We start from the raw sequence: 20,171 nt of genomic DNA on the forward strand, positions 1-20,171 counted from the left end.
TAAATCCCCTATGTGCATTTCACGGGATGGAAGACCATGAAATTGATTGGGAGGTTGCTTCTCTACGTGCTGATCGCCTGTGTAGTGGTGATTTTCGGCTTTTATTTTCTGCTGCAAACGCGCTGGGGCGCAGATCATGTCAGCAACTGGGTATCAGAGAACAGCGGTTATCACCTCACATTCGACGTGATGGATCATCGTTTTTCCGCCCCATCCCATCTTTTACTGGAGAATGTGACCTTTGGTCGTGATGGTCAGCCTGCTACCCTGGTCGCGAAAACCGTAGATATCGGTCTGAGCATTCGCCAGTTAACCGCGCCGCTGCATGTCGACACGATCCTGTTACAGGACGGCACGCTGAATATTTCAGTGCAAACCGCCCCTTTCCCGTTTGAGGCCGACCGCCTGCAACTTCGCAATATGGCGCTCAATAGTCCCGGCAGCGAATGGCGGTTGAGCGCCCAGCGCGTTAACGGCGGCGTTATGCCCTGGCGCCCCGAAGCCGGTCGGGTATTAGGCAATAAAGCCCAGATCCAACTGAGCGCCGGTTCGCTGACGTTAAACGACGTTCCCGCCACTAATGTGCTTATTGAAGGCAGTATCGACCATAATCAGGTGATGTTAAACACCGTCGGCGCCGATATGGCGCGCGGAGCGTTAACCGGCGTCGCCCGACGTAACGCTGATGGTAGTTGGGTCGTTGAAAATCTGCGGCTGAATGATATTCGGTTACAAAGCGATAAATCCCTGAGCGAGTTTTTCGCGCCGCTTACTACGGTTCCATCTTTGCAGATTGGTCGTCTTGAAGTGACGGATTCCAGCCTGCAAGGACCAGACTGGGCAGTCACCGATCTTGACCTGAGTTTGCGCAATCTGACTCTGCACAAAGAAGACTGGCAAAGTCAGGAAGGTAAATTATCGATGAACGCCAGCGAGTTTATTTACGGCTCGCTGCACTTGCTCGATCCAATCCTGAACGCCGAATTTTCACCACAGGGCGTTGCGCTACGCCAGTTCACCACCCGCTGGGAAGGCGGTATGGTCAGAACTTCCGGCGCCTGGTTACGCGAAGGCAAAGCGCTTATTCTGGACGATACCGCTATCGCCGGGCTGGAGTATACGCTGCCGGAAAACTGGAAGCAGTTATGGATGAAGCCGTTGCCCGACTGGCTGAACAGCCTGACGCTGAAAAAATTCAGCGCCAGCCGCAATCTGGTGATTGATATCGACCCGGCCTTCCCGTGGCAAATCACCGCCCTGGACGGCTACGGCGCAAACCTGGAGCTGGTACAACATCATCAATGGGGCGTCTGGAGCGGCAATGCGACCCTCAACGCCGCAGCGGCAACCTTTAACCGTGTGGACGTGCGCCGCCCGTCGCTGTCGTTGACGGCTAATGCCAGCACGGTCAACATCAGCGATCTGAGCGCGTTTACTGGAAAAGGGATACTGGAAGCCACTGCCAGCGTATCGCAACTGCCGCAGCGTCAGACGCAAATCAGCCTGAACGGACGCGGCGTACCAATGGATGTGCTACAGCAGTGGGGCTGGCCGGCATTACCGATTGCTGGCGATGGCAATATTCAGCTCACGGCCAGCGGCAATATTCAGGCCGATGCGCCGTTGAAACCGACGGTAAACGGGCAATTACACGCGGTCAACGCACAAAAGCAGCAGATAACACAGACGATGCAAGCGGGCGTGGTGTCCGGCGGTGAAGTTACGTCAACGGAGCCAACGCTGTAATTGAGGGCTTGCCCGGTGGCGATGGCGCTTACCGGGCTTACGGTTCTTGCTCATTTGTAGGCCGGATAAGCGCAGCTCACGGCGCCATCCGGCGATTCAGATTTAAAGCGTAATCACCACTTCATTTCCCTGCGGGGTGACCACTACGCCCAGTTCACTTCCCGCATATGAGCCGCATTTGGTACCGCTAATCTGCGTAATATTACGCAGACACAGCGTCCAGTTGCGCGCCTTGCCTTCGCCGCTCACCGTAATAGTATTGCCTGTGCGTTTCGCCTGCAGCGTAAAGATTGTCGAACCATCCGTAGCAGGGACTTCGCAGACCGCTTCGCAGCCGTCATCCAGATGGAATAACTGGAAGGCCGTACCCTCATGCCAGGCGTAATCGGGCTTCTGGCTATTGTTGCCCAGCGCCAGTAGTGTATTGTCACGCACGTACACTGGCAGACTCAGGAAGTCATGCTGCTGTTTATGCCAGCGGCTGCCCTGCACTTCATCGTTGCGCCACAGGTGCGTCCAGCGGCCTTCTGGCAGGTAGAACTCCACGTCGCCCGCTTCACTAAATACCGGCGCTACCATGACCGCATCTCCCAGCATGTACTGGCGATCAAGATAATCACACGCCGGATCGTCCGGGAACTCCAGCATCATCGCCCGCATCATTGGCGTACCGGCTTCGTTGGCGCGCGCCGCTTCCCGATACAGATACGGCATCATCCGGCACTTCTGTTCGGTGAAGAAGCGCACCACGTCACAGGACTCGTCGTCATAGGCCCACGGAACCCGGTAGGATTTGCTACCGTGCAGGCGGCTGTGGCTGGAGAGCAAGCCGAATGCGCACCAACGCTTGTAGACATGCGCCGGCGCGGTATTCTCGAATCCGCCAATATCATGGCTCCAGAAGCCAAACCCTGACAGGCCGATGGACAGCCCGCCGCGCAGGCTTTCCGCCATCGATTCGTAGTTGGCGTAGCAGTCGCCGCCCCAGTGCACCGGGAACTGTTGCGCGCCCACCGAGGCGGAACGGGCGAACAGCACCGCCTCTTCAACGCCCACGGTCTCTTTCAGCACGTTCCACACCAGTTCGTTGTAGATGTAGGCATAATGGTTGTGCATTTTCTGTGGATCTGAACCATCAAACCACTGCACATCCGTTGGAATGCGTTCGCCGAAGTCAGTTTTGAAGCAGTCCACTCCCATCTCCACCAGGCCCTTCAGCTTGTCGGCATACCATTCGCAGGCTTGCGGGTTGGTAAAGTCGTAAATCGCCAGTCCCGGCTGCCATTTATCCCACTGCCACAAGGAGCCGTCCGGGCGTTTAAGTAAATACCCTTTCTCTTTCAGCTCCTGGAAGACCGGGGATTTCTGGCCGATGTAGGGGTTAATCCACACGCAGACTTTCAGCCCTTTCGCTTTCAGGCGGCGAATCATCCCTTTCGGATCGGGGAAAGTCACCGGGTCCCATTCAAAATCGCACCACTGAAAAGCTTTCATCCAGAAACAGTCGAAGTGGAAGACGTGCAGCGGCAGATTGCGCTCGGCCATACCGTCGATAAAGCTGTTAACGGTCGCTTCGTCGTAGTTGGTGGTGAATGAGGTGGTCAGCCACAGGCCAAACGACCAGGCGGGCGGCAGCGCCGGACGACCCGTAAATTGGGTATAGCGGTTCAGCACGTCTTTCGGGGTCGGGCCGTCGATGACGAAGTATTCCAGATACTCGCTCTCGACGCTGAACTGAACTTTGGAGACTTTCTCGGAGCCAATTTCAAACGACACGCACTGCGGATGATTCACCAGCACACCGTAGCCACGGTTGGTGATATAGAACGGGATATTCTTGTACGATTGCTCGGTGCTGGTGCCGCCGTCGCGGTTCCAGGTCTCCACCGTCTGACCGTTGCGCACCAGTGCGGTAAAACGCTCGCCAAGCCCGTAGACGGTTTCGCCCACGCCGAGATCCAGACGCTCGAACATGTAGTTGCGCCCGCTGTTGGTGTCCTGCACATAGCCGTTATTTTTCAACTGACTACCGGTGATACGTACACCGTTACGCAGAAAATCCAGAGACCAGAGCTCGCCTTTGGTGACGCGCACGCTCAGGCTGCCGCTCTTGAGTTCGGCAAATTCAGCGTTGTTCTGCATCTCTACGTTGATATCTTGCAAGACATTGAGCGGATAATGTGGGCCGTTATCCAAAGCGCCCTGGAAGTGTTCCATCCGTACACCTATCACTCCTTCCTGCGGCGAGAAAAAGCGCAGGGTAAACAACGGGGTATCCAGTTGCCAGGTACGTTCGCGGACATCACGCGGCGCGGCATAGATCACCATCTCATTCCCGTGCTGTTCAACGTCGAACACCTGAACCGGGTGAATCAAATTAAGGCCAGGCTGGATCAGCCAGTTTCCGTCGCTAATTTTCATAGTCTGTTCCTTTAGTTTTGCAATTCTTTATGGGTAAATTCTTGTTCGTTGCGGTGTGCGCCCTGCGCCAGTTGCTCCAGAATGGTTTTCAGGAACGGGCTTTTCAGGGTGTAGTAGCGTTTAGCGATCGCGGCGCTCAGCAGATAACAGATGGCCGGGACGATAGTGAACAGAGCGATGATGATGCTGATCGTGGCGCTGTTTTGCGTTTTCGCCGCCGCGTCGTAACCGCCGCCTGCCAGCATCCAGCCAATCAGCGCCCCGCCGAGGGCAAGACCCAGTTTCAGCACGAACAACGTGCCGGCAAAACTGATCCCCGTCAGGCGTTTGCCGTTACACCATTCGCCGTAGTCGACGGTGTCAGACATCATCACCCACTGGATAGGCGTGACTAACTGGTGCAATACGCCAATCACAAAGATAAAGACGAACATAGCGATCGTGGCGTGCATCGGTACGAAGAACATCGCCACGCTGATTACTGCGAGTAAAGCATTGGTCCACCAGAAAACGCTCACTTTGCATTTCCAGTCGGTCAACGGTTTTGCCAGCGCCGAGCCAATCAGGTTGCCGACGCAATAGGTGGTGAGGAAGGCGACAAACACGCCCGGTTTGCCCAATATCCAGGTGACGTAATACATCATCGCCCCGCCGCGCACGCATACCGCCAGAATATTCAGGATGGTGAGCAGGCCGACTATGCGCCACTGGTCGTTGTGCCAGATATCACGCAGGTCTTCACGCATGGAGGTATGGGTGGCAGGCGCTTCAACGCGCTCTTTGGTGGTAAAGAAGCAGAACGCCAGCATCAGGAACGCCACCACCGAGAGCGCCGCGATACCCCCCTGGAAGCCCAGCGCCTTATTCTCGCCGCCAATCAGTTTCACCAGAGGCATCATCAGTACGGTAGAAAGCATTCCGCCCGCCGTTGCCAGCACAAAGCGCCAGGATTGCAGGGAGATACGCTGCGTTGGGTCATTGGTTATTACACCCCCCAACGCGCAGTAAGGGATGTTGACCACAGTGTACAGAAGGGTGAGCAACGTGTAGGTGATGGCGGCATAAATCATTTTGCCGTTCAGACTGAGATCCGGCGTGCTATAAGCCAGCACACAAACGATACCAAACGGCAACGCGCCAAACAGCACCCAGGGTCGGAATTTGCCCCAGCGAGAGCGGGTGCGGTCGGCCAGCAGGCCCATGCAAGGGTCGGAGATGGCATCAAGCGCACGCGCCAGTAAAAACATGGTGCCAACAAAACCAGCGGGAATGCCGAAAATATCGGTATAGAAGAACATCATATATAACATGACGTTATCAAAGATGATGTGGCTCGCGGCATCGCCCATACCATAGCCAATCTTCTCCTTAACGGAGAGAATCTCACTTTTCATTACGCATCCTTAACGCTCACAACGCTCACTGATACCGGTTACAGTTTTTGTAAACCTTCCCTGCGAGCGTGAATATTCCGTTATTTAGTTATCAAATTACGATTCTTGTTTTCTGTGATCAGGGTAGCGTCAAAAAGTGTGATGAAATGTAACTAATGGATTTTATGGGGGTTTATATGAAACCGATCATGGCAGAAGGAAAGGGAAGTTAAAAAAGCACGGGAGGGGATGTGGAAACGTCAGGAAGTAGCTATAATGCGCGCGCCTCCATGTAGCAATCGAGGCGCGGAAGATCGTCGTCTCCGGTGAGGCGGCTGGACTTCAAATCCAGTTGGGGCCGCCAGCGGTCCCGGGCAGGTTCGACTCCTGTGATCTTCCGCCAACATCCTTCTCTCATGCCCACCATTCGTCCTCTATTTCGGGACAAAGTATTTGCTTATTATTAAGACTAGTTCTTGCATATAATACGAAAGGAAAGGTGGATAGAGAAAGTGGAATATTATTTTATTAATCACCATTTACCGATTGCTAAAACCGAACGTCCATTTATTGTGGGATATCGTCTGCAAAGAAGGGATAAAAGTACGCCAGGACTAACGCGGGCGGGACTTAACTAATCACCAAACGAACTTGTGGGTCATACTTACAGGCTCATCCTTTCTCAAAAGAGATACGCTTACCAGGCCAAAATTATGAGATCAACGTATAGAGCCATCCGGATAAAGATACATGCCTCCCTCCAGATACACGGGTTCTCCTTCTTCTACCGCTAAATTATGATACAGCGATTGCATTTCATCATCTGCACTTTCTTCCGGTTGGTTTTCAACTCGATAATAGGTATCTACATCATAGTTCTGTTTACGGAGATCGTCGTCGCTGTATACGCCAAGCCGTTTTTTTAAGCCTGTTATATTAAATATCCATTTTAACCCATCTTTAATATAATAGGCATCACCATAAGCATTTTCATCGGGGCATTCTTTATAGCCCATCCGCAATGCAACATCACAGCCATGCTTACCAACATATTTATAACTCATATCCCCCCCAATATGTTGCTTCAATATCCCAGATAAAATTCATAACGAAAACCTATCCTGATAACCTATGCCACATGAAGGATAGAATTTAAACTAAAGTACGCGTTATATTATCCCCTAAGTCCGTATCAAGTATGCGTATTCTGTAGTAGGTAGTAATATGTTCTAATTTATTAATGTGAGTTATATATGAAGAGATTATTTACAGCGATGATTATCGCTTTTATTACTGTCACGGCATCATCCGGTGCGCTTGCCTGCCCAAAGGGGCAACATCCACATGGGGGTACAGGCTCACATCATAAGGGTGGATGGTGTTCATACGAGCAGTAACGTCGCAGCTTACTCATTGAACGGCACTATAGCCTTACATTTATCAACGCAGGCGCTACGTTTGTCGATGCCGTAACTTTCTGAAGAAAAAACATGAACGAGTTGGTATCGATCGCAAAGAATATGGTTACCAGCAACAGTCACCTTGTCTCCAGGCTGTCGATATTCTACGGACACGACAGGAAAGGATTTTATTAATTCCTTAGAAAAACCATGTTAATCAACAGGATAAATAGTTAAAACGTGATAAAAGGCGTAACCTTTGCCCGCTTAAAGCGGGCAATATTGCAGGCAAGAGATGTTATTATACTAAAACATAAAAACAGGTGAGGCTGGTGTAATGAGAATCGACAAACTTTCACTGCTTAACTTTCGTTGCTTCAGACAGCTCGATATTACTTTTGATGAGCACATTACGATTCTGGTTGCACCGAATGGCGCGGGCAAGACGACAGTGCTGGATGCGATACGCCTGGCGCTGTTTCCCTTTATTCGTGGTTTTGATGCCAGCCTCTACGTAAAAGATAAATCGCTGGCGATCCGTACAGAAGATGTACGTCTGGTTTTCCGCCCCGAAGCGCTGAACATGGAAATGTCGTCTCCGGCCATGATTACGGCTACCGGGGAATGGGAAAGTGGAAAAACGGCAACCTGGATGCTCGACAAGCGAGGAGAACAGCCGCCGCATGAAGATAAGACAGCGGCGCAGCTTACCCGTTGGGGTGAACAACTTCAGACGCTGGTGCGTGAAGAGCATAATTTGCAGCAGGTTGAACTTCCCCTAATGCTTTATCTGGGGACTGCTCGCTTGTGGTATCAGGAACGTTATGAGGCACAGCCTACTGAACAGCGTCTGGATAACAGCGCCTTTTCACGTTTGTCTGGTTATGACGATTGCCTTTCTGCCACATCAAATTATAAGCAATTTGAACAATGGTATAGCTGGTTATGGCTTAGCTACCGTGAACATCAAATCACACAACTTGAATCACCTTCAGCAAAGTTAAAAGAAGGTGTTCGTGTTCAGCGGATGAAAGAAGCTATTCAAGCCATCCAGCAAACCATTAACTGTCTGACGCAGGAAGTGACTGGCTGGCACGATCTGGAATACAGCTCCAGCCATAACCAGCAATTGGTGATGAACCATCCACAGCACGGTAAGATTCCCTTATCCCAGCTCAGCGACGGCCTGCGTAATGCGGTTGCGATGGTAGCGGATATCGCGTTTCGCTGTGTCAAACTCAACCCCCATTTACGCGATGAAGCCGCCTTAAAAACACAGGGGATTGTGCTGATCGATGAAGTCGATATGTTCCTGCACCCAGCCTGGCAGCAGCAAATTATCCAGTCTTTGCGCAGCGCATTTCCACTAATCCAGTTTATTGTCACTACCCATAGCCCGCAGGTTATCAGCACGGTAAAACGTGAATCCATTCGTCTGCTTGAGCAGGATGAGAATGGCAACGGGAAAGCGTTGATGCCGCTCGGAGCGACCTACGGCGAGCCGAGTAACGACGTGCTACAAAGTGTGATGGGTGTCGATCCGCAACCTCCGGTTAAGGAGAAGGCTGACCTACAAAAGCTGACGGCTTGGGTAGATCAAGGGAAGTACGACGAGCCAGAAGCACAGCAACTGATGGCTGCATTACAGGTGGCGCTGGGTGATCAACATCCACAACTCCAACGCTTACAGCGCAGCATTGCCCGGCAGAACATGCTGAAAGGGAAAGCGCAATGAGGCATGTGATAAAAACCCGACGTGGAACAGATGCCTTACTCACTGCACATGAGCAACCACCACAAAATTCAGATCAATCAACTCGTCGCTGGCAGCACTTTGGTCGTGAGAATAAAGCAGCCTTAATGACTCTGCTTCTCAATGAGCAATATCACCTTTGCTGTTACAGCGAAATCCGTGCTGATTTGCGTGGCCTCGGCTATCACATTGAACACGTCGAAAATAAAAGTCAGCAGCCAGGGCGAACCTTCGATTATCAAAATCTCGCCGCCAGCGCGTTAGACTCTGAGAATGGTTTGCACCTGTTTGGTATCAACGCTTTCGGCGGTCACGCAAGAGGGAAACAAGAGGCCGTGGATATGGCAAAGTTTATTCATTGTCACCTCCCTGACTGTTCTCGTTATTTTGCTTACCTTTCTGATGGCCGAATAGTACCGGCTGATGAGCTAAATGCCCAGGAAATGGAGAGGGCAGAGTACACCATTGATCTACTAAATCTGAACAGCGGATTCCTTCAAACGGAACGTCGTAATCATTGGGAAGAGCTGGAACAGCTTTTTGAGGAACATATTGAAAAAGGCTGGGATCTGCAACAATTACTTCAGCTTGAGCTGGTCCCTTCGCCAGATCATAAACTGCATGAATTCTTCAGCATTACACGCCAGTTTTTCCAGCAAGAAGCTGAACAGGTATTACAGATCCACGCCCCAGCATTAATTTAACACCACTATTCCTGATTCAGGGCGACAGCGTGATTTATTGTGAGTCGCCTTCCTGATTTACACCCGCAAGATTTATTCAACTTTATTTCACCGCATAATGTGTCTGCCACTCCCGGCAGGCGCGTTTGCTTTTTACTGGCAGTTAGTTTAATTTTTTGTACGTATCCCACATAATCGTGCTATTCACATTTAGAGATCACGTCATCGATCTGCTGACGAAGGAATCTCTATGTGTAAATCCCGTCTCACTGAGCATCAGAACATCGCCGTAATTAAGTTGGTCGAAGCTGGACGAACGCTTAAAGATATCTGCCAGGAGGCGGATATTTGTGAAGTGACTGACGACATCTATGGACATTAGGTTTGACCACATCCTGTTTCTCACTAATGTGCTCCGGGAAAGAGTTTTCATCAGATGAGCGATTGAAAAGAGAAGCCAGAAGCTGAAGTTGCTTCGACCGATAAGTCTGTCGGTTGCTCACACTGTCACGATCAGAATTAAGTCAGATCAACTTATTGGCAAGGTATGACTCCCGGCGTTAAGTTACAAGATTTTCTCATGGCATTAGCATTACCCCCCCTTAAAGTTTACATGCGTCTCTATAAAAGAGTCTTAAATTTGTATATAAGAAGTTGATGAGAGCACAAATGTCACCATTAAGTCATTGAATAACAATGCAATAAAAGAAAAAATCTTAAATTAGGTTTTAATAATAAGAATTCATTACAGGTTTACAGGAATTACTTTTATATTTCATCACATCACCCCGATAGTGACGAGGACAGCAGACAGATGGTATTGAGAACCGTTATTTATCACTCTCATGATTTAGCAAATAGTGCTGTTTTAAGACGTTTTATGATATTGGAGATAATGTATAAAAATCCCAATGCGTGAAATAAAAATCCGAAATGATGTATTACGACTGTCGGATCTGTCATGGTTCCTTAAAGCTGTATTTTAGGTCTTTCCAGGAGTTTATGACACTGACAATAATTCGCGACTTTTGACAGCCGTAGCACGGTATATTATCTGGATTGACACATTTATTTACCAATGAAATATTAATAGAAACATCGACGGGAGTCGTTCAGGATGATGAGAAAGCCTTCACAAATTGTCCATTGCATTAGTTGCGATTTATCCTGTCAATTATTCCCTGACAGCGCAGTACGGGTGCAATACTGTCATAATGCGGCATTTTCCATCTGGCCAGATGGTAATGCTTTCCTGAAAAAAGGGTTTATTGAAAAGTTATTGCTTGATAGACACAACCATTTATCCAGCGGTTTTATCTTTGTTGATTTTTCTTTCCCGAATCTTCGACGATTTACCGATTTACAATGGGCTGACAGTCTGGCAAACAGTGGTATGCATATTGTCCTGATTTCTGACAGAAGTTTAACTCCGCTGGCCAATTACTGGATTTTGAAAAGCAATAAAATACAAGGAATTATTTATTCCGATGACGATGATATTGTGCAACAGCAAAAGATGCACCGCTTGTTTACCGGTCGGCTTGCCAACAGTAAACGTGGACGAACGCTTAACTATACGGAATTTATATTACTGAAGCGCTTTGTATCAGGAATAAGTATTCAGCAGATTGTAAATATTGACAATATTGATATTAAGAAACTTTATGTGCATAAGCTGCGGCTTGAAAATAAGCTAGGGCATAGCATTCATAAAATAATATCAAATATTTTATAGATCCGTTTCCATTTTTATTATTTCCATATTATTGCGATGTGGAAGACGCTTTACGCCATAATGCAGGAGGCAGAATGCCAACTCCCCAAAATTACTCATTCATCGCCATAGCGGTATCAGCAGCATTAGCCTCTATGGTATTTCCCTCCCAGGCGGCCTGGGTCGACGTTGATAGTCTGCCATCCAGTGGGCTGGTCAGCCAGTTGACGCCGGAATTACAGGCTATTATTCCCGCTCAGGCCAGTACCGGTTTCACCAAAGTCGGTACCATGCCCAACTACGTTTATCAGTGGAACACCGGCACCATCCCGGTTTATGGCAATGGCCTCACGCTTAATGGGCCGGGCGCGGAGGCGTTTGAACACACTGTCACGGTTATTCAAAACAGCGGGACGGGAAGTCCGGGCGTGATTTTTGGCAACGACCTGACCATTCGGACGCAGTCGGCGAATGCCGCGAATAATGGTAGAGACGTCGATGGCATCCGTACTCACGGCGCAAATACTCCGGATAACCCGGTATTTATTATTACCGGTGACCGTACCAACATCTACGTGGATGGTCAGGATGGTGACGGTATTAACGCCGGATATAACTCACTGGGCCAGGGTTGGACCGGATCGGCCAATATTTACGTCGGCGACGATCTGTATATCAAAACAACAGGTAGCCAGGGACGTGGAATTACAGCCAACGCCATGCGGGATGCGTCACGTGCCAAAAATACGATTGTCGTCGGCAATCGTGCACATATTGTTACTACCGGCGACAGTTCGGAGGGGCTGCGTACCGGACAAAGTGGTTCGTTGATTCGTCTGGGTGACGATGCAACCATCGAAACCTCCGGCGCATCCTCAACGGGGATTTACGCAGCATCCTCCTCCAGAACCGAGCTTGGCAACAACGCTACTATTACGGTGAACGGTGCCAGCGCACACGCGGTATATGCAACTAACGCTACCGTTAATTTGGGAGAGAATGCCACTATTAGCGTTAACAGCGCCAGTAAGGCTGCATCCTATAGTAAAGCCCCTGCCGGTTTATACGCCCTCTCCCGAGGCGCCATTAATCTGGCAGGCGGTGCGGCTATTACTATGGCGGGCGATAACAGTAGCGAAAGTTACGCCATCAGCACGGAAACTGGCGGCATTGTTGACGGTTCTTCAGGAGGACGTTTCGTCATCGACGGTGATATTCGTGCTGCTGGCGCCACCGCTGCCAGCGGTACGCTACCGCAGCAGAACAGTACGATTAAGCTCAATATGACGGACAACTCGCGATGGGACGGGGCGTCGTACATCACCAGCGCTACGGCGGGCACAGGCGTTATCTCTGTACAAATGAGCGATGCGACCTGGAATATGACCAGCAGCTCAACGCTCACTGACCTGACGCTGAATAGTGGCGCAACCATTAACTTCAGCCATGAAGATGGCGAGCCATGGCAAACGCTCACCATCAATGAAGATTATGTAGGCAACGGCGGTAAGCTGGTCTTTAATACTGTGCTCAACGATGATGATTCCGAAACGGACAGGCTGCAGGTTCTCGGCAATACTTCAGGTAACACATTTGTTGCAGTAAATAATATTGGAGGAGCCGGGGCGCAAACCATTGAAGGTATTGAAATTGTTAACGTTGCTGGCAATTCCAACGGTACTTTCGAAAAAGCAAGCCGTATTGTTGCCGGAGCCTATGACTACAACGTGGTGCAGAAAGGTAAAAACTGGTATCTGACCAGCTACATTGAGCCGGACGAACCGATTATTCCCGATCCGGTGGACCCTGTTATTCCCGATCCGGTAGACCCTGATCCAGTAGACCCGGTTATCCCTGACCCTATTATTCCCGATCCGGTGGACCCTGATCCTGTAGACCCTGAGCCAGTAGACCCGGTCATCCCTGATCCGACAATTCCTGACATAGGGCAATCTGACACACCGCCGATAACAGAACATCAGTTCCGTCCGGAAGTGGGCAGCTATCTTGCCAACAACTATGCGGCAAATACGCTGTTCATGACGCGTCTCCATGACCGTCTGGGTGAAACCCAGTACACCGACATGCTGACGGGTGAGAAGAAGGTCACCAGCCTGTGGATGCGTAACGTCGGCGCCCATACTCGCTTCAACGATGGCAGCGGGCAGCTAAAAACCCGCATCAACAGCTATGTGTTACAAGTGGGAGGCGATCTGGCACAGTGGAGCACTGACGGTCTTGACCGTTGGCATATTGGTGCAATGGCAGGTTATGCCAACAGCCAGAACCGCACGCAGTCGTCCGTGAGTGACTATCATTCCCGTGGTCAAGTCACCGGTTACAGCGTCGGCCTTTATGGCACCTGGTATGCTAACAATATCGATCGGTCTGGGGCTTACGTGGATACCTGGATGCTGTACAACTGGTTTGATAACAAGGTCATGGGTCAGGATCAGGCCGCTGAGAAATATAAATCCAAAGGAATTACCGCCTCGGTTGAAGCCGGTTACAGCTTCAGGTTAGGTGAAAGCGCGCATCAAAGCTACTGGTTGCAGCCCAAAGCGCAGGTGGTATGGATGGGCGTGCAGGCTGACGACAATCGCGAAGCCAATGGTACCCTCGTCAAGGATGATACCGCCGGTAATCTGCTAACCCGCATGGGCGTAAAAGCCTATATTAACGGCCACAATGCCATTGATGACAATAAATCTCGAGAGTTCCAGCCATTCGTGGAGGCGAACTGGATCCATAATACGCAGCCTGCCAGCGTGAAGATGGACGATGTCAGCAGCGATATGCGTGGTACGAAAAATATTGGTGAACTGAAAGTGGGTATGGAAGGACAAATTACCCCGCGCCTGAACGTATGGGGTAACGTGGCGCAACAGGTAGGTGACCAGGGCTATAGTAATACCCAAGGCCTACTGGGGGTTAAATACAGTTTTTGATTCAGGTAACAACAGAGCCGCTGATCTTCAGCGGCTTTTACCCGGAAGCGCTTTCATTTGGCTGATACGTTCCATGAACGGCTCCCAAAACAGCTTAATGTGTACAGAAAAATATCGGGCGTTTCCCGATGGTGAACATAAAGCCACGATGGCCCTGAGTCAGGATGGTGTAACTGATACTTTTCCCTGGATAGACATAAAAATCGGGTAAAACCGTCTCGATAACCGCATCGGACAGTGTTTCGTCACGCGTGACTTTGTTGATATCCGTCGATATAAAATGGGTGCTGTCTTTATTTTCACTCCATACATAGGAAACATCACGGCGGATCACGCCGCTCATTTTATTATCGACGTAATACGTTCCGCTGATGGAAACCACCCCAGTACGTTTTTTCAGCGAATACATAAAATCCAGCGTCAGGTTAGCCTGAGTGTTGTTATAAAACACAATCACAGGCGCCGTACATTTCTCTGGATCCCGGTTCTTTTCCGTATATAAATGAAAAAGATGCCCAAGCCCTACTCCCAGAAACAGTAGCGTCAGGCAGGCTAACATCAGTGCCTTTTTACCCATGTGTCACCCCGCGGAAAAAAAGCGTCACGCAGCCTGTATCACCGCGCGTTTTATAAGGTTGCTGACAAATCAATGCCGTAACCGCTGGGGTGCGACTGCTGGAAGGGAAATAGACCCATGGGTATTTCTGACAATCCATACCGGTTTTTAGAATCATTGACTTATAGCTAGCAAAGCGGCTACCGCTTTCGATATCTTCATTCCGCGAGAAAAAATGACAGCCCTGAGTTGTTTCAACCAGCGTGTAGCGATCGTAAAAATCCTTATCGGGAACGGTTTGCCAGCTTATAGTGCCAAGCAAAATACCAACAGCAAATGTCCCGGTCATCCAAAGTACAGGTACATAATGTTTAAACCAACGCCCTGACATACGCGGTGGCGTCTCACCCTTTTTTTCTATTGCCTGAGCGAAGTCTTTGCGGATGGTCATGAGGCTCACACCTGGCTCAATCTGAAAGCCTCTACGCGGAACCGTGATTATCAGCGTATCTTCATTTTCGCCAACGGTACGTAATCCGCGGCGAATAATGGAGATATTCTGATAAAGCGTATTTGCCGACACCACCATGCCGTCTTCTTCCCACACTTTTTGAAAGAATGTTTGTTGTGAGACGACGGAGGGGGCGTTTTCCAGCAGAAGGCGCAAGCAGCGGCTGGCGGGCGTTGTCAGAATAATGTTGAGATCTGGCCTCGATAATGACGCCAGGCGATTCATTTCTGGATTAAATTCAATATTATCGTTAATTATCCATAACATCGCATTGTTACCATGCCAAAACATAACGTAGTTGGAGAGGGTTAATAGACACCACTGAGTATAGTCTGATGCTGTGGCTGCGTAGCAGGACATGGATTGTCCCCTGCACATACCGATCATATAGAAGAGCGAGAGGCATAAGACATTAACAGGTAAGCGTAGACACCGCTTTTCTCATTATAGCAGGCAAGTAATGTGATGGACGCCCCTTCCTGAAGTAGCCAGAGCTATATTTTTACAAACTGCATTATTCCGGGAGTAGTATCACACGGTATTGATATTGCCAAATCTGTTTTTCAGTTCTGCGTCTGGATGGATGGTGGCTCCGTTGCATGGAATAAAAAAATCTCACGCTCCAGATTGCAGGATACCTTTCGACAAATTGAGCCCGTAACGCTTAACGCTATGAGGCTTGTTTAACCTCTCATTTTTGGGGAGTAACGTTCAGTACAATGGGGTATCCCGCGAGGCTGACTCCAGCACAACATGTGAAAGCCTTTTTTCGTAGCCAGAGGAACAACGCCAACGATACTCTGGCAATTTGTGAGACTGTGTTTCGCCCGGGTATTTACTTTGTTTCTGTAAATACACCTCTCTGTGGGGTGAAAAAAAGGCAGGATACTCCAGTTTACCCCTGGTGCTATTTTCAGTGGGAAGGTCAGCTCTGAAATTTATTTCATAACTTATGGTTCTACCCTGGAACCGACGAATTTTGAGCGATTATTTATGAAAGTTACGTTTTTTTGGAAGCTGGTAACGTTGTACACGCTCCTGATGCTCCCTCAATTTTTCCTTGTACCACATATCACTACACCCCGGATCACTCGGAGTAAGGCAATATAAATTTTTATCTGTTTGAGGCTCCTTCTTCTCCCAGGATAATGTTGGTTTATCTTTTGGTAAATATAAATATTCTTTATTATCAGTAGAATATGGATGATTTGATGAGGCAGATGCTGCCATGCTATAAAGCAATAAGATTAAAAGGATATTCATCTTTTTTAAGCGTGGCATGAGCGTGCTTCCTTCAGGATTAAATACATACGACCTCCCTGAAAAGGTCAAAGTTCCCGTTAAAGCATTGACCCTCCCCCCTGAAAACAACGACTGCTGGTAGCATTTCAGGAACACGCCCTCCCGGATAAGTGTAAGCTTTCCCGGACGGGCACTCAGCGCCACCCTATCCTTTATCTCCATCATTCATTGTCCTTATTTTCCCCCGCGTTCCCGCGGAGGAGAATAAAAACCATCATTAAAAATAAAAACCAAAGGTTAAAAACTAAAGACCCTGACGACACACCACGTTGATCTTGCTGCTATCGCTGCTGAAGTAGACGCCGCCATAGCGCAGGCTGACGTTGTTATGGGAGCCGCTACTCAACTGATCCGATGACCAGTAGGTGTTGTCGGAGAAACGCGCGCTGGTATAACGTGTCATCATGCCCCACTCGTTCAACAGCGCTCCGGTGCCCCGGATCAGTGTTGCGGTGTGATTTGTACGCAGGATCATCTGGGCGATCGTCGGCAGGCTGTAACCCGACTGCGATGAGCAATACGTGTTCGCGTCGGACCAGCTCATTCTGGTCGACCCACTATGTATGAACCAACTCTTAAGCGTGAAACTGTACTTAATGATGTTCCCCTGACTGCTTGTCGGCGTACCCGTAATGGTCACCTTGTCGCCCGTACCTGTTCCGGTGAACTTCACCACCCCATCCGTCACTGATACCCAGCTGGCGTCGGAGGTCCAGGTGTAGTCAGTCACGCTCTTGCTGTCCTTCGGCACGATGGTGAACGTCGCCCCGGTAAAGCCGGTGGTCGGGAATGTCCCCTCTTCGCTGGTCTGTGTAAAGGTGTAAGCATTGACCTGCGTATTGATGGATGCAGGGGCCTCATATCCCAGAATGATGCCGTACTTACCAGACTGCGCCGCCGTGCTCCACCCGCCCAGCCTCACCGTCGCCCTCAGGTTCGTACCCGCCGTGGTAGCCGTGTAGGTGGCCGTGTAGGTCCCGTCCCCGTTGTCACGCCAGCGGCTGCCGGCTTTAAGGATCGCATTCGGTACGGTGACCGTATCCGCCGTCAGCGAGGCGGCCGTCCCGGTCACTGCGTTGTCCTGTCCGTCCTTCAGCGTCACCGTCACTGCCATATCAGAACCGGACACATAGGCAGTGGCGTCGGTGCTGATAGCCGATTTCGCCCCGTCCGGCGTGGCCGCCATGATGGCATACGCATCAGATGACGCCGGGTTGCCCCTGCCGCCCAGCCTCACCGTCGCCTTCAGGTGTGAACCCGCCGTGGTGGCCGTGTAGGCCGCCGTGTAGGTCCCGTCCCCGTTGTCCCGCCAGCGGCTGCCGGCTTTAAGGATCGCATTCGGTACAGTGACCGTGTCCGCCGTCAGCGAGGCGGCCGCCCCGGTCACCGGGTTGTCCTGCCCGTCCTTCAGCGTCACCGTCACTACCATATCAGAACCGGACACATAGGCAGTGGCATCGGTGCTGATAGCCGATTTCGCCCCGTCCGGCGTGGCCGCCGTGATGGCATACGCCCCGGACTGCGCCACCGTGTCCCACCCGCCCAGCCTCACCGTCGCCTTCAGATCTGTGCCCACTGTGGTGGCCGTGTAGGTGGCCGTATAGGTCCCGTCCCCGTTGTCCCGCCAGCGGCTGCCGGCTTTAAGGATCGCATTCGGTACGGTCACCGTATCCGCCGTCAGCGAGGAGGCCGCTCCGGCCACCACATTATTGTTCGTGTCCTTCAGCGTCACCGTCACTGCCATATCAGAACCGGACACATAGGCGGCGGCATCGGTGCTAATGGTCGACCGTGCCCCGTCCGGCGTGACGCTGCTGATAGTTACCACGGCTGAGGACAACGTAGTACCGTTGACTACTGGCGTAAGGGTGACATTCTCAGCATCCCTTCCGGCTGTTACTGTAACCGCATAAACTCCTGCAGATTTTCGTGTCAGGGCCGATATCGTGGAGCTTTTCAGGACGCTGCTGTTCAGGCTGATGTCCTTCACATCCATATCTACCGGCTGGTTATTCTCATCCAACAGCATCAGGGTCAGCACCTGCGTACTCTTCCCGTCCGCCAGCAGGACACTGCTCACCGGTGTGAAGGTCGAGGTCTGTTTGTTCACCTCCGTCGCCTGCACGGTCACCTGAGTGTCACTCCGCGAAGAGCGGTTGCCCTTCGTGTCCACCGCCACACCGCTGACGGTGTACGTGTTCACCCCCTGCGCCGATGACTGGTACGCCGGCAGCACCACCGCATAATCTCTTCCGTTCTGCACAATTTTACCGCCGGCTGCGTTCAGGGCTGAAGCATCCCAGTCGATGCGTTCTAGTCCATGCCTGCTGTTCACTGATACCCCCAGAGACTTCTGCTCACCGGTATAACCCGTCACCAGGTCTGCCGTCTTCAGGCGGACAATCTCTTTCTTTCGGTACTCGAGCACAATATTATTGTTACGCTCCACCAGGTCATACTGGCTGCCAGCCAGGCTTCGCATCGCCGCCACCGCGGTCGGGTCCACCTGGGCGCGCCACGGCACCCCGAGGTGGTAATTCATATTCAACGTCAGCCGGGTGTCGCTTTTCCCTGACTGGCCCTGACGCTGTTCCGCCCCCAGGGTGATCAGCGGCACCGGGGTATAGTTAATCCCGACCGTGATGGCATGCGGGTTCCTCTGGCGACTGTCCACCCCGAACAAGGCGACTTCTTTGCCATAGTACTGCTCATACGTGAGCTTGCCGCCCAGCTGCGGCAGCGACGGTACCCAGGCCTGCCCCCGGACATCCCAGCCGTTTGCTGGCCGCTCCTGATAATCCTCCAGGTCCGGAGAGTCTTTCCATCCAGACAAACGCAGGTAACTATTGACACCCAACTTCAGGAAGTTTCGCCAGTACTCAAGACCGGCGCCGGCACGCGCATGGTCCCGGGACAGGTCGAAATCCCCGAACAGGTTGCCGCCCAGCATGTATGTGGAGGTGGAGTGACGCCAGCCGGCGCCGAGGCTGGCCTGGGTACGACTGTCGGTACGGTGCAGGCTACCCTGGGTGAACACAAAGTTATCGCCCTGGTCATACAACGGCAGCAGCAGGTCAAACTGCGAGTTTTTCAGGGAGAAGTTTTTGTCCGCGTCCAGCTGCACGCGGGCGGTGCCGAAGTGGCTCAGCCACTGCTGAAATGCTCCGCCGGCCTCGACGGTGGCCATATTGCGGGCCATGGACGCGGCGGCGTCACTTTTTGCACTGCTGGCCAGGAAGCTGCCAGCCTGTGAGGCATACCCGGCCACTTTCTGCGCCTGCTCATTGCCCTCTTCTGCGGAAGCAGACCTGCCGGGGGCGGCGGCATCTGACGCGTTTTTATTATCCTTTGCTGCCATCAGCGGCACATCCACGTCATCCCCAGGCTGCAGACCATTGAGTCCGTGCGCGAAGGTGCGCAACTGATTGAGCTCGCGCAGCTGGTTCAGGGTGAGATCGAATTTTTTTGCAACCGAGATGGCCGTCTCACCGGGACCCAGTGTGTAGACCTGCGTGCGCTGCGTGGACAGCGGCGCAGGCTGCGGCAGGAAATGCTGTTCGCCGGCCATCGCCGGGGGGAACGCCACCGCCAGCGGAAAGGCCACCTGCACGGCAATGTTAAACCAGGCCAGTCGGCGCAAAGCCGGAGAGGCAACGGCATCCCCGGACGGATGCGGGAGAGATACAAACTTCATTAAATAGATTCCCTGCTGATACTATCGTCCACGCCCCTGCAGCCACGGGGTAATGAGGGGGAACACATCA

Annotated in this window: 13 protein-coding genes, 1 tRNA gene and 2 pseudogenes; 9 read left to right on the forward strand and 7 right to left on the reverse strand. The window is 51.4% G+C overall.

Features of this window, described 5'->3' with window-relative positions:
• Positions 1-36: 36 nt before the first annotated feature.
• Complete coding sequence (locus ABVN36_RS11660) at positions 37-1,746, forward strand: AsmA family protein (protein ID WP_000766672.1); 1,710 nt, start codon at positions 37-39, stop codon at positions 1,744-1,746.
• A gap of 102 nt (positions 1,747-1,848) precedes the next feature.
• Here ABVN36_RS11660 and yicI read toward each other — a convergent pair whose 3' ends face one another.
• Positions 1,849-4,167, reverse strand: a complete 2,319-nt coding sequence (yicI, locus tag ABVN36_RS11665; RefSeq protein ID WP_000702994.1) for an alpha-xylosidase — start codon at positions 4,165-4,167, stop codon at positions 1,849-1,851.
• A gap of 11 nt (positions 4,168-4,178) precedes the next feature.
• A complete protein-coding gene (locus ABVN36_RS11670) occupies positions 4,179-5,561 on the reverse strand; it encodes a glycoside-pentoside-hexuronide family transporter (RefSeq protein ID WP_000834259.1) in 1,383 nt (460 codons plus the stop codon).
• Between the two features lie 287 nt (positions 5,562-5,848).
• On the opposite strand from ABVN36_RS11670, the gene ABVN36_RS11675 reads away from it, so the two are divergent.
• Positions 5,849-5,943, forward strand: a tRNA-Sec gene (locus ABVN36_RS11675).
• Positions 5,944-6,259: 316 nt separating this feature from the next.
• On the opposite strand, the gene ABVN36_RS11680 is transcribed toward ABVN36_RS11675, so the two are convergent.
• Positions 6,260-6,604: a hypothetical protein gene (locus ABVN36_RS11680; protein ID WP_000120776.1), complete on the reverse strand. Its 345-nt coding sequence runs from the start codon at positions 6,602-6,604 to the stop codon at positions 6,260-6,262.
• A 371-nt stretch (positions 6,605-6,975) separates the two neighbouring features.
• Between ABVN36_RS11680 and ABVN36_RS11685 the strand changes: the two genes are divergently transcribed.
• From ABVN36_RS11685 to misL, 7 genes and pseudogenes are all read left to right on the forward strand, one after another.
• Positions 6,976-7,143 (forward strand): TA system toxin CbtA family protein, encoded by a 168-nt coding sequence (locus ABVN36_RS11685; RefSeq protein ID WP_223228506.1) that lies wholly within the window; start codon positions 6,976-6,978, stop codon positions 7,141-7,143.
• 134 nt (positions 7,144-7,277) lie between these two features.
• Positions 7,278-8,469 (forward strand): annotated as a pseudogene (locus ABVN36_RS11690) (AAA family ATPase).
• Complete coding sequence (locus tag ABVN36_RS11695) at positions 8,466-8,675, forward strand: hypothetical protein (protein ID WP_125011023.1); 210 nt, start codon at positions 8,466-8,468, stop codon at positions 8,673-8,675. The pseudogene ABVN36_RS11690 and the gene ABVN36_RS11695 overlap by 4 nt, the downstream one beginning before the upstream one ends.
• Positions 8,672-9,397, forward strand: coding sequence for a retron system putative HNH endonuclease (locus tag ABVN36_RS11700; protein ID WP_023198719.1), 726 nt, complete (start codon positions 8,672-8,674; stop codon positions 9,395-9,397). The genes ABVN36_RS11695 and ABVN36_RS11700 overlap by 4 nt, the downstream gene beginning before the upstream one ends.
• A 229-nt stretch (positions 9,398-9,626) precedes the next feature.
• Positions 9,627-9,737 (forward strand): annotated as a pseudogene (locus tag ABVN36_RS11705) (IS3 family transposase); the annotation flags it as partial.
• Between the two features lie 756 nt (positions 9,738-10,493).
• Positions 10,494-11,111, forward strand: a complete 618-nt coding sequence (locus ABVN36_RS11710) for a helix-turn-helix transcriptional regulator (protein WP_000984812.1) — start codon at positions 10,494-10,496, stop codon at positions 11,109-11,111.
• Positions 11,112-11,185: 74 nt separating this feature from the next.
• Positions 11,186-14,038, forward strand: a complete 2,853-nt coding sequence (misL, locus tag ABVN36_RS11715) for an intestinal colonization autotransporter adhesin MisL (RefSeq protein WP_033903590.1) — start codon at positions 11,186-11,188, stop codon at positions 14,036-14,038.
• A gap of 94 nt (positions 14,039-14,132) precedes the next feature.
• Here misL and ABVN36_RS11720 read toward each other — a convergent pair whose 3' ends face one another.
• The 4 genes from ABVN36_RS11720 to ABVN36_RS11735 all read right to left on the reverse strand — a co-directional run bounded on the left by ABVN36_RS11720 (position 14,133) and on the right by ABVN36_RS11735 (position 20,101).
• Complete coding sequence (locus ABVN36_RS11720) at positions 14,133-14,597, reverse strand: hypothetical protein (RefSeq protein WP_001521985.1); 465 nt, start codon at positions 14,595-14,597, stop codon at positions 14,133-14,135.
• A gap of 10 nt (positions 14,598-14,607) precedes the next feature.
• A complete protein-coding gene (locus ABVN36_RS11725) occupies positions 14,608-15,465 on the reverse strand; it encodes a transcriptional regulator (protein WP_001278062.1) in 858 nt (285 codons plus the stop codon).
• 627 nt (positions 15,466-16,092) lie between these two features.
• Positions 16,093-16,572: a hypothetical protein gene (locus tag ABVN36_RS11730; RefSeq protein WP_000970020.1), complete on the reverse strand. Its 480-nt coding sequence runs from the start codon at positions 16,570-16,572 to the stop codon at positions 16,093-16,095.
• A 79-nt stretch (positions 16,573-16,651) separates the two neighbouring features.
• A complete protein-coding gene (locus ABVN36_RS11735; RefSeq protein ID WP_001537629.1) occupies positions 16,652-20,101 on the reverse strand; it encodes an inverse autotransporter beta domain-containing protein in 3,450 nt (1,149 codons plus the stop codon).
• Between the last annotated feature and the right edge of the window lie 70 nt (positions 20,102-20,171).

It is taken from the genome of Salmonella sp. SJTUF15581 (genome assembly GCF_043356775.1).
Lineage (GTDB): Bacteria > Pseudomonadota > Gammaproteobacteria > Enterobacterales > Enterobacteriaceae > Salmonella > Salmonella enterica.

Excerpts from the sequence above, each read along its gene's own strand:
- ABVN36_RS11725 (WP_001278062.1), bottom strand. The coding sequence starts at position 15,465 with ATGTCCTGCTACGCAGCCACAGCATCAGACTATACTCAGTGGTGTCTA.
- ABVN36_RS11735 (WP_001537629.1), bottom strand. The coding sequence starts at position 20,101 with ATGAAGTTTGTATCTCTCCCGCATCCGTCCGGGGATGCCGTTGCCTCT.
- misL (WP_033903590.1), top strand. The coding sequence starts at position 11,186 with ATGCCAACTCCCCAAAATTACTCATTCATCGCCATAGCGGTATCAGCA.
- ABVN36_RS11680 (WP_000120776.1), bottom strand. The coding sequence starts at position 6,604 with ATGAGTTATAAATATGTTGGTAAGCATGGCTGTGATGTTGCATTGCGG.
- ABVN36_RS11670 (WP_000834259.1), bottom strand. The coding sequence starts at position 5,561 with ATGAAAAGTGAGATTCTCTCCGTTAAGGAGAAGATTGGCTATGGTATG.
- ABVN36_RS11720 (WP_001521985.1), bottom strand. The coding sequence starts at position 14,597 with ATGTTAGCCTGCCTGACGCTACTGTTTCTGGGAGTAGGGCTTGGGCAT.
- yicI (WP_000702994.1), bottom strand. The coding sequence starts at position 4,167 with ATGAAAATTAGCGACGGAAACTGGCTGATCCAGCCTGGCCTTAATTTG.
- ABVN36_RS11730 (WP_000970020.1), bottom strand. The coding sequence starts at position 16,572 with ATGATGGAGATAAAGGATAGGGTGGCGCTGAGTGCCCGTCCGGGAAAG.
- ABVN36_RS11660 (WP_000766672.1), top strand. The coding sequence starts at position 37 with ATGAAATTGATTGGGAGGTTGCTTCTCTACGTGCTGATCGCCTGTGTA.
- ABVN36_RS11700 (WP_023198719.1), top strand. The coding sequence starts at position 8,672 with ATGAGGCATGTGATAAAAACCCGACGTGGAACAGATGCCTTACTCACT.
- ABVN36_RS11710 (WP_000984812.1), top strand. The coding sequence starts at position 10,494 with ATGATGAGAAAGCCTTCACAAATTGTCCATTGCATTAGTTGCGATTTA.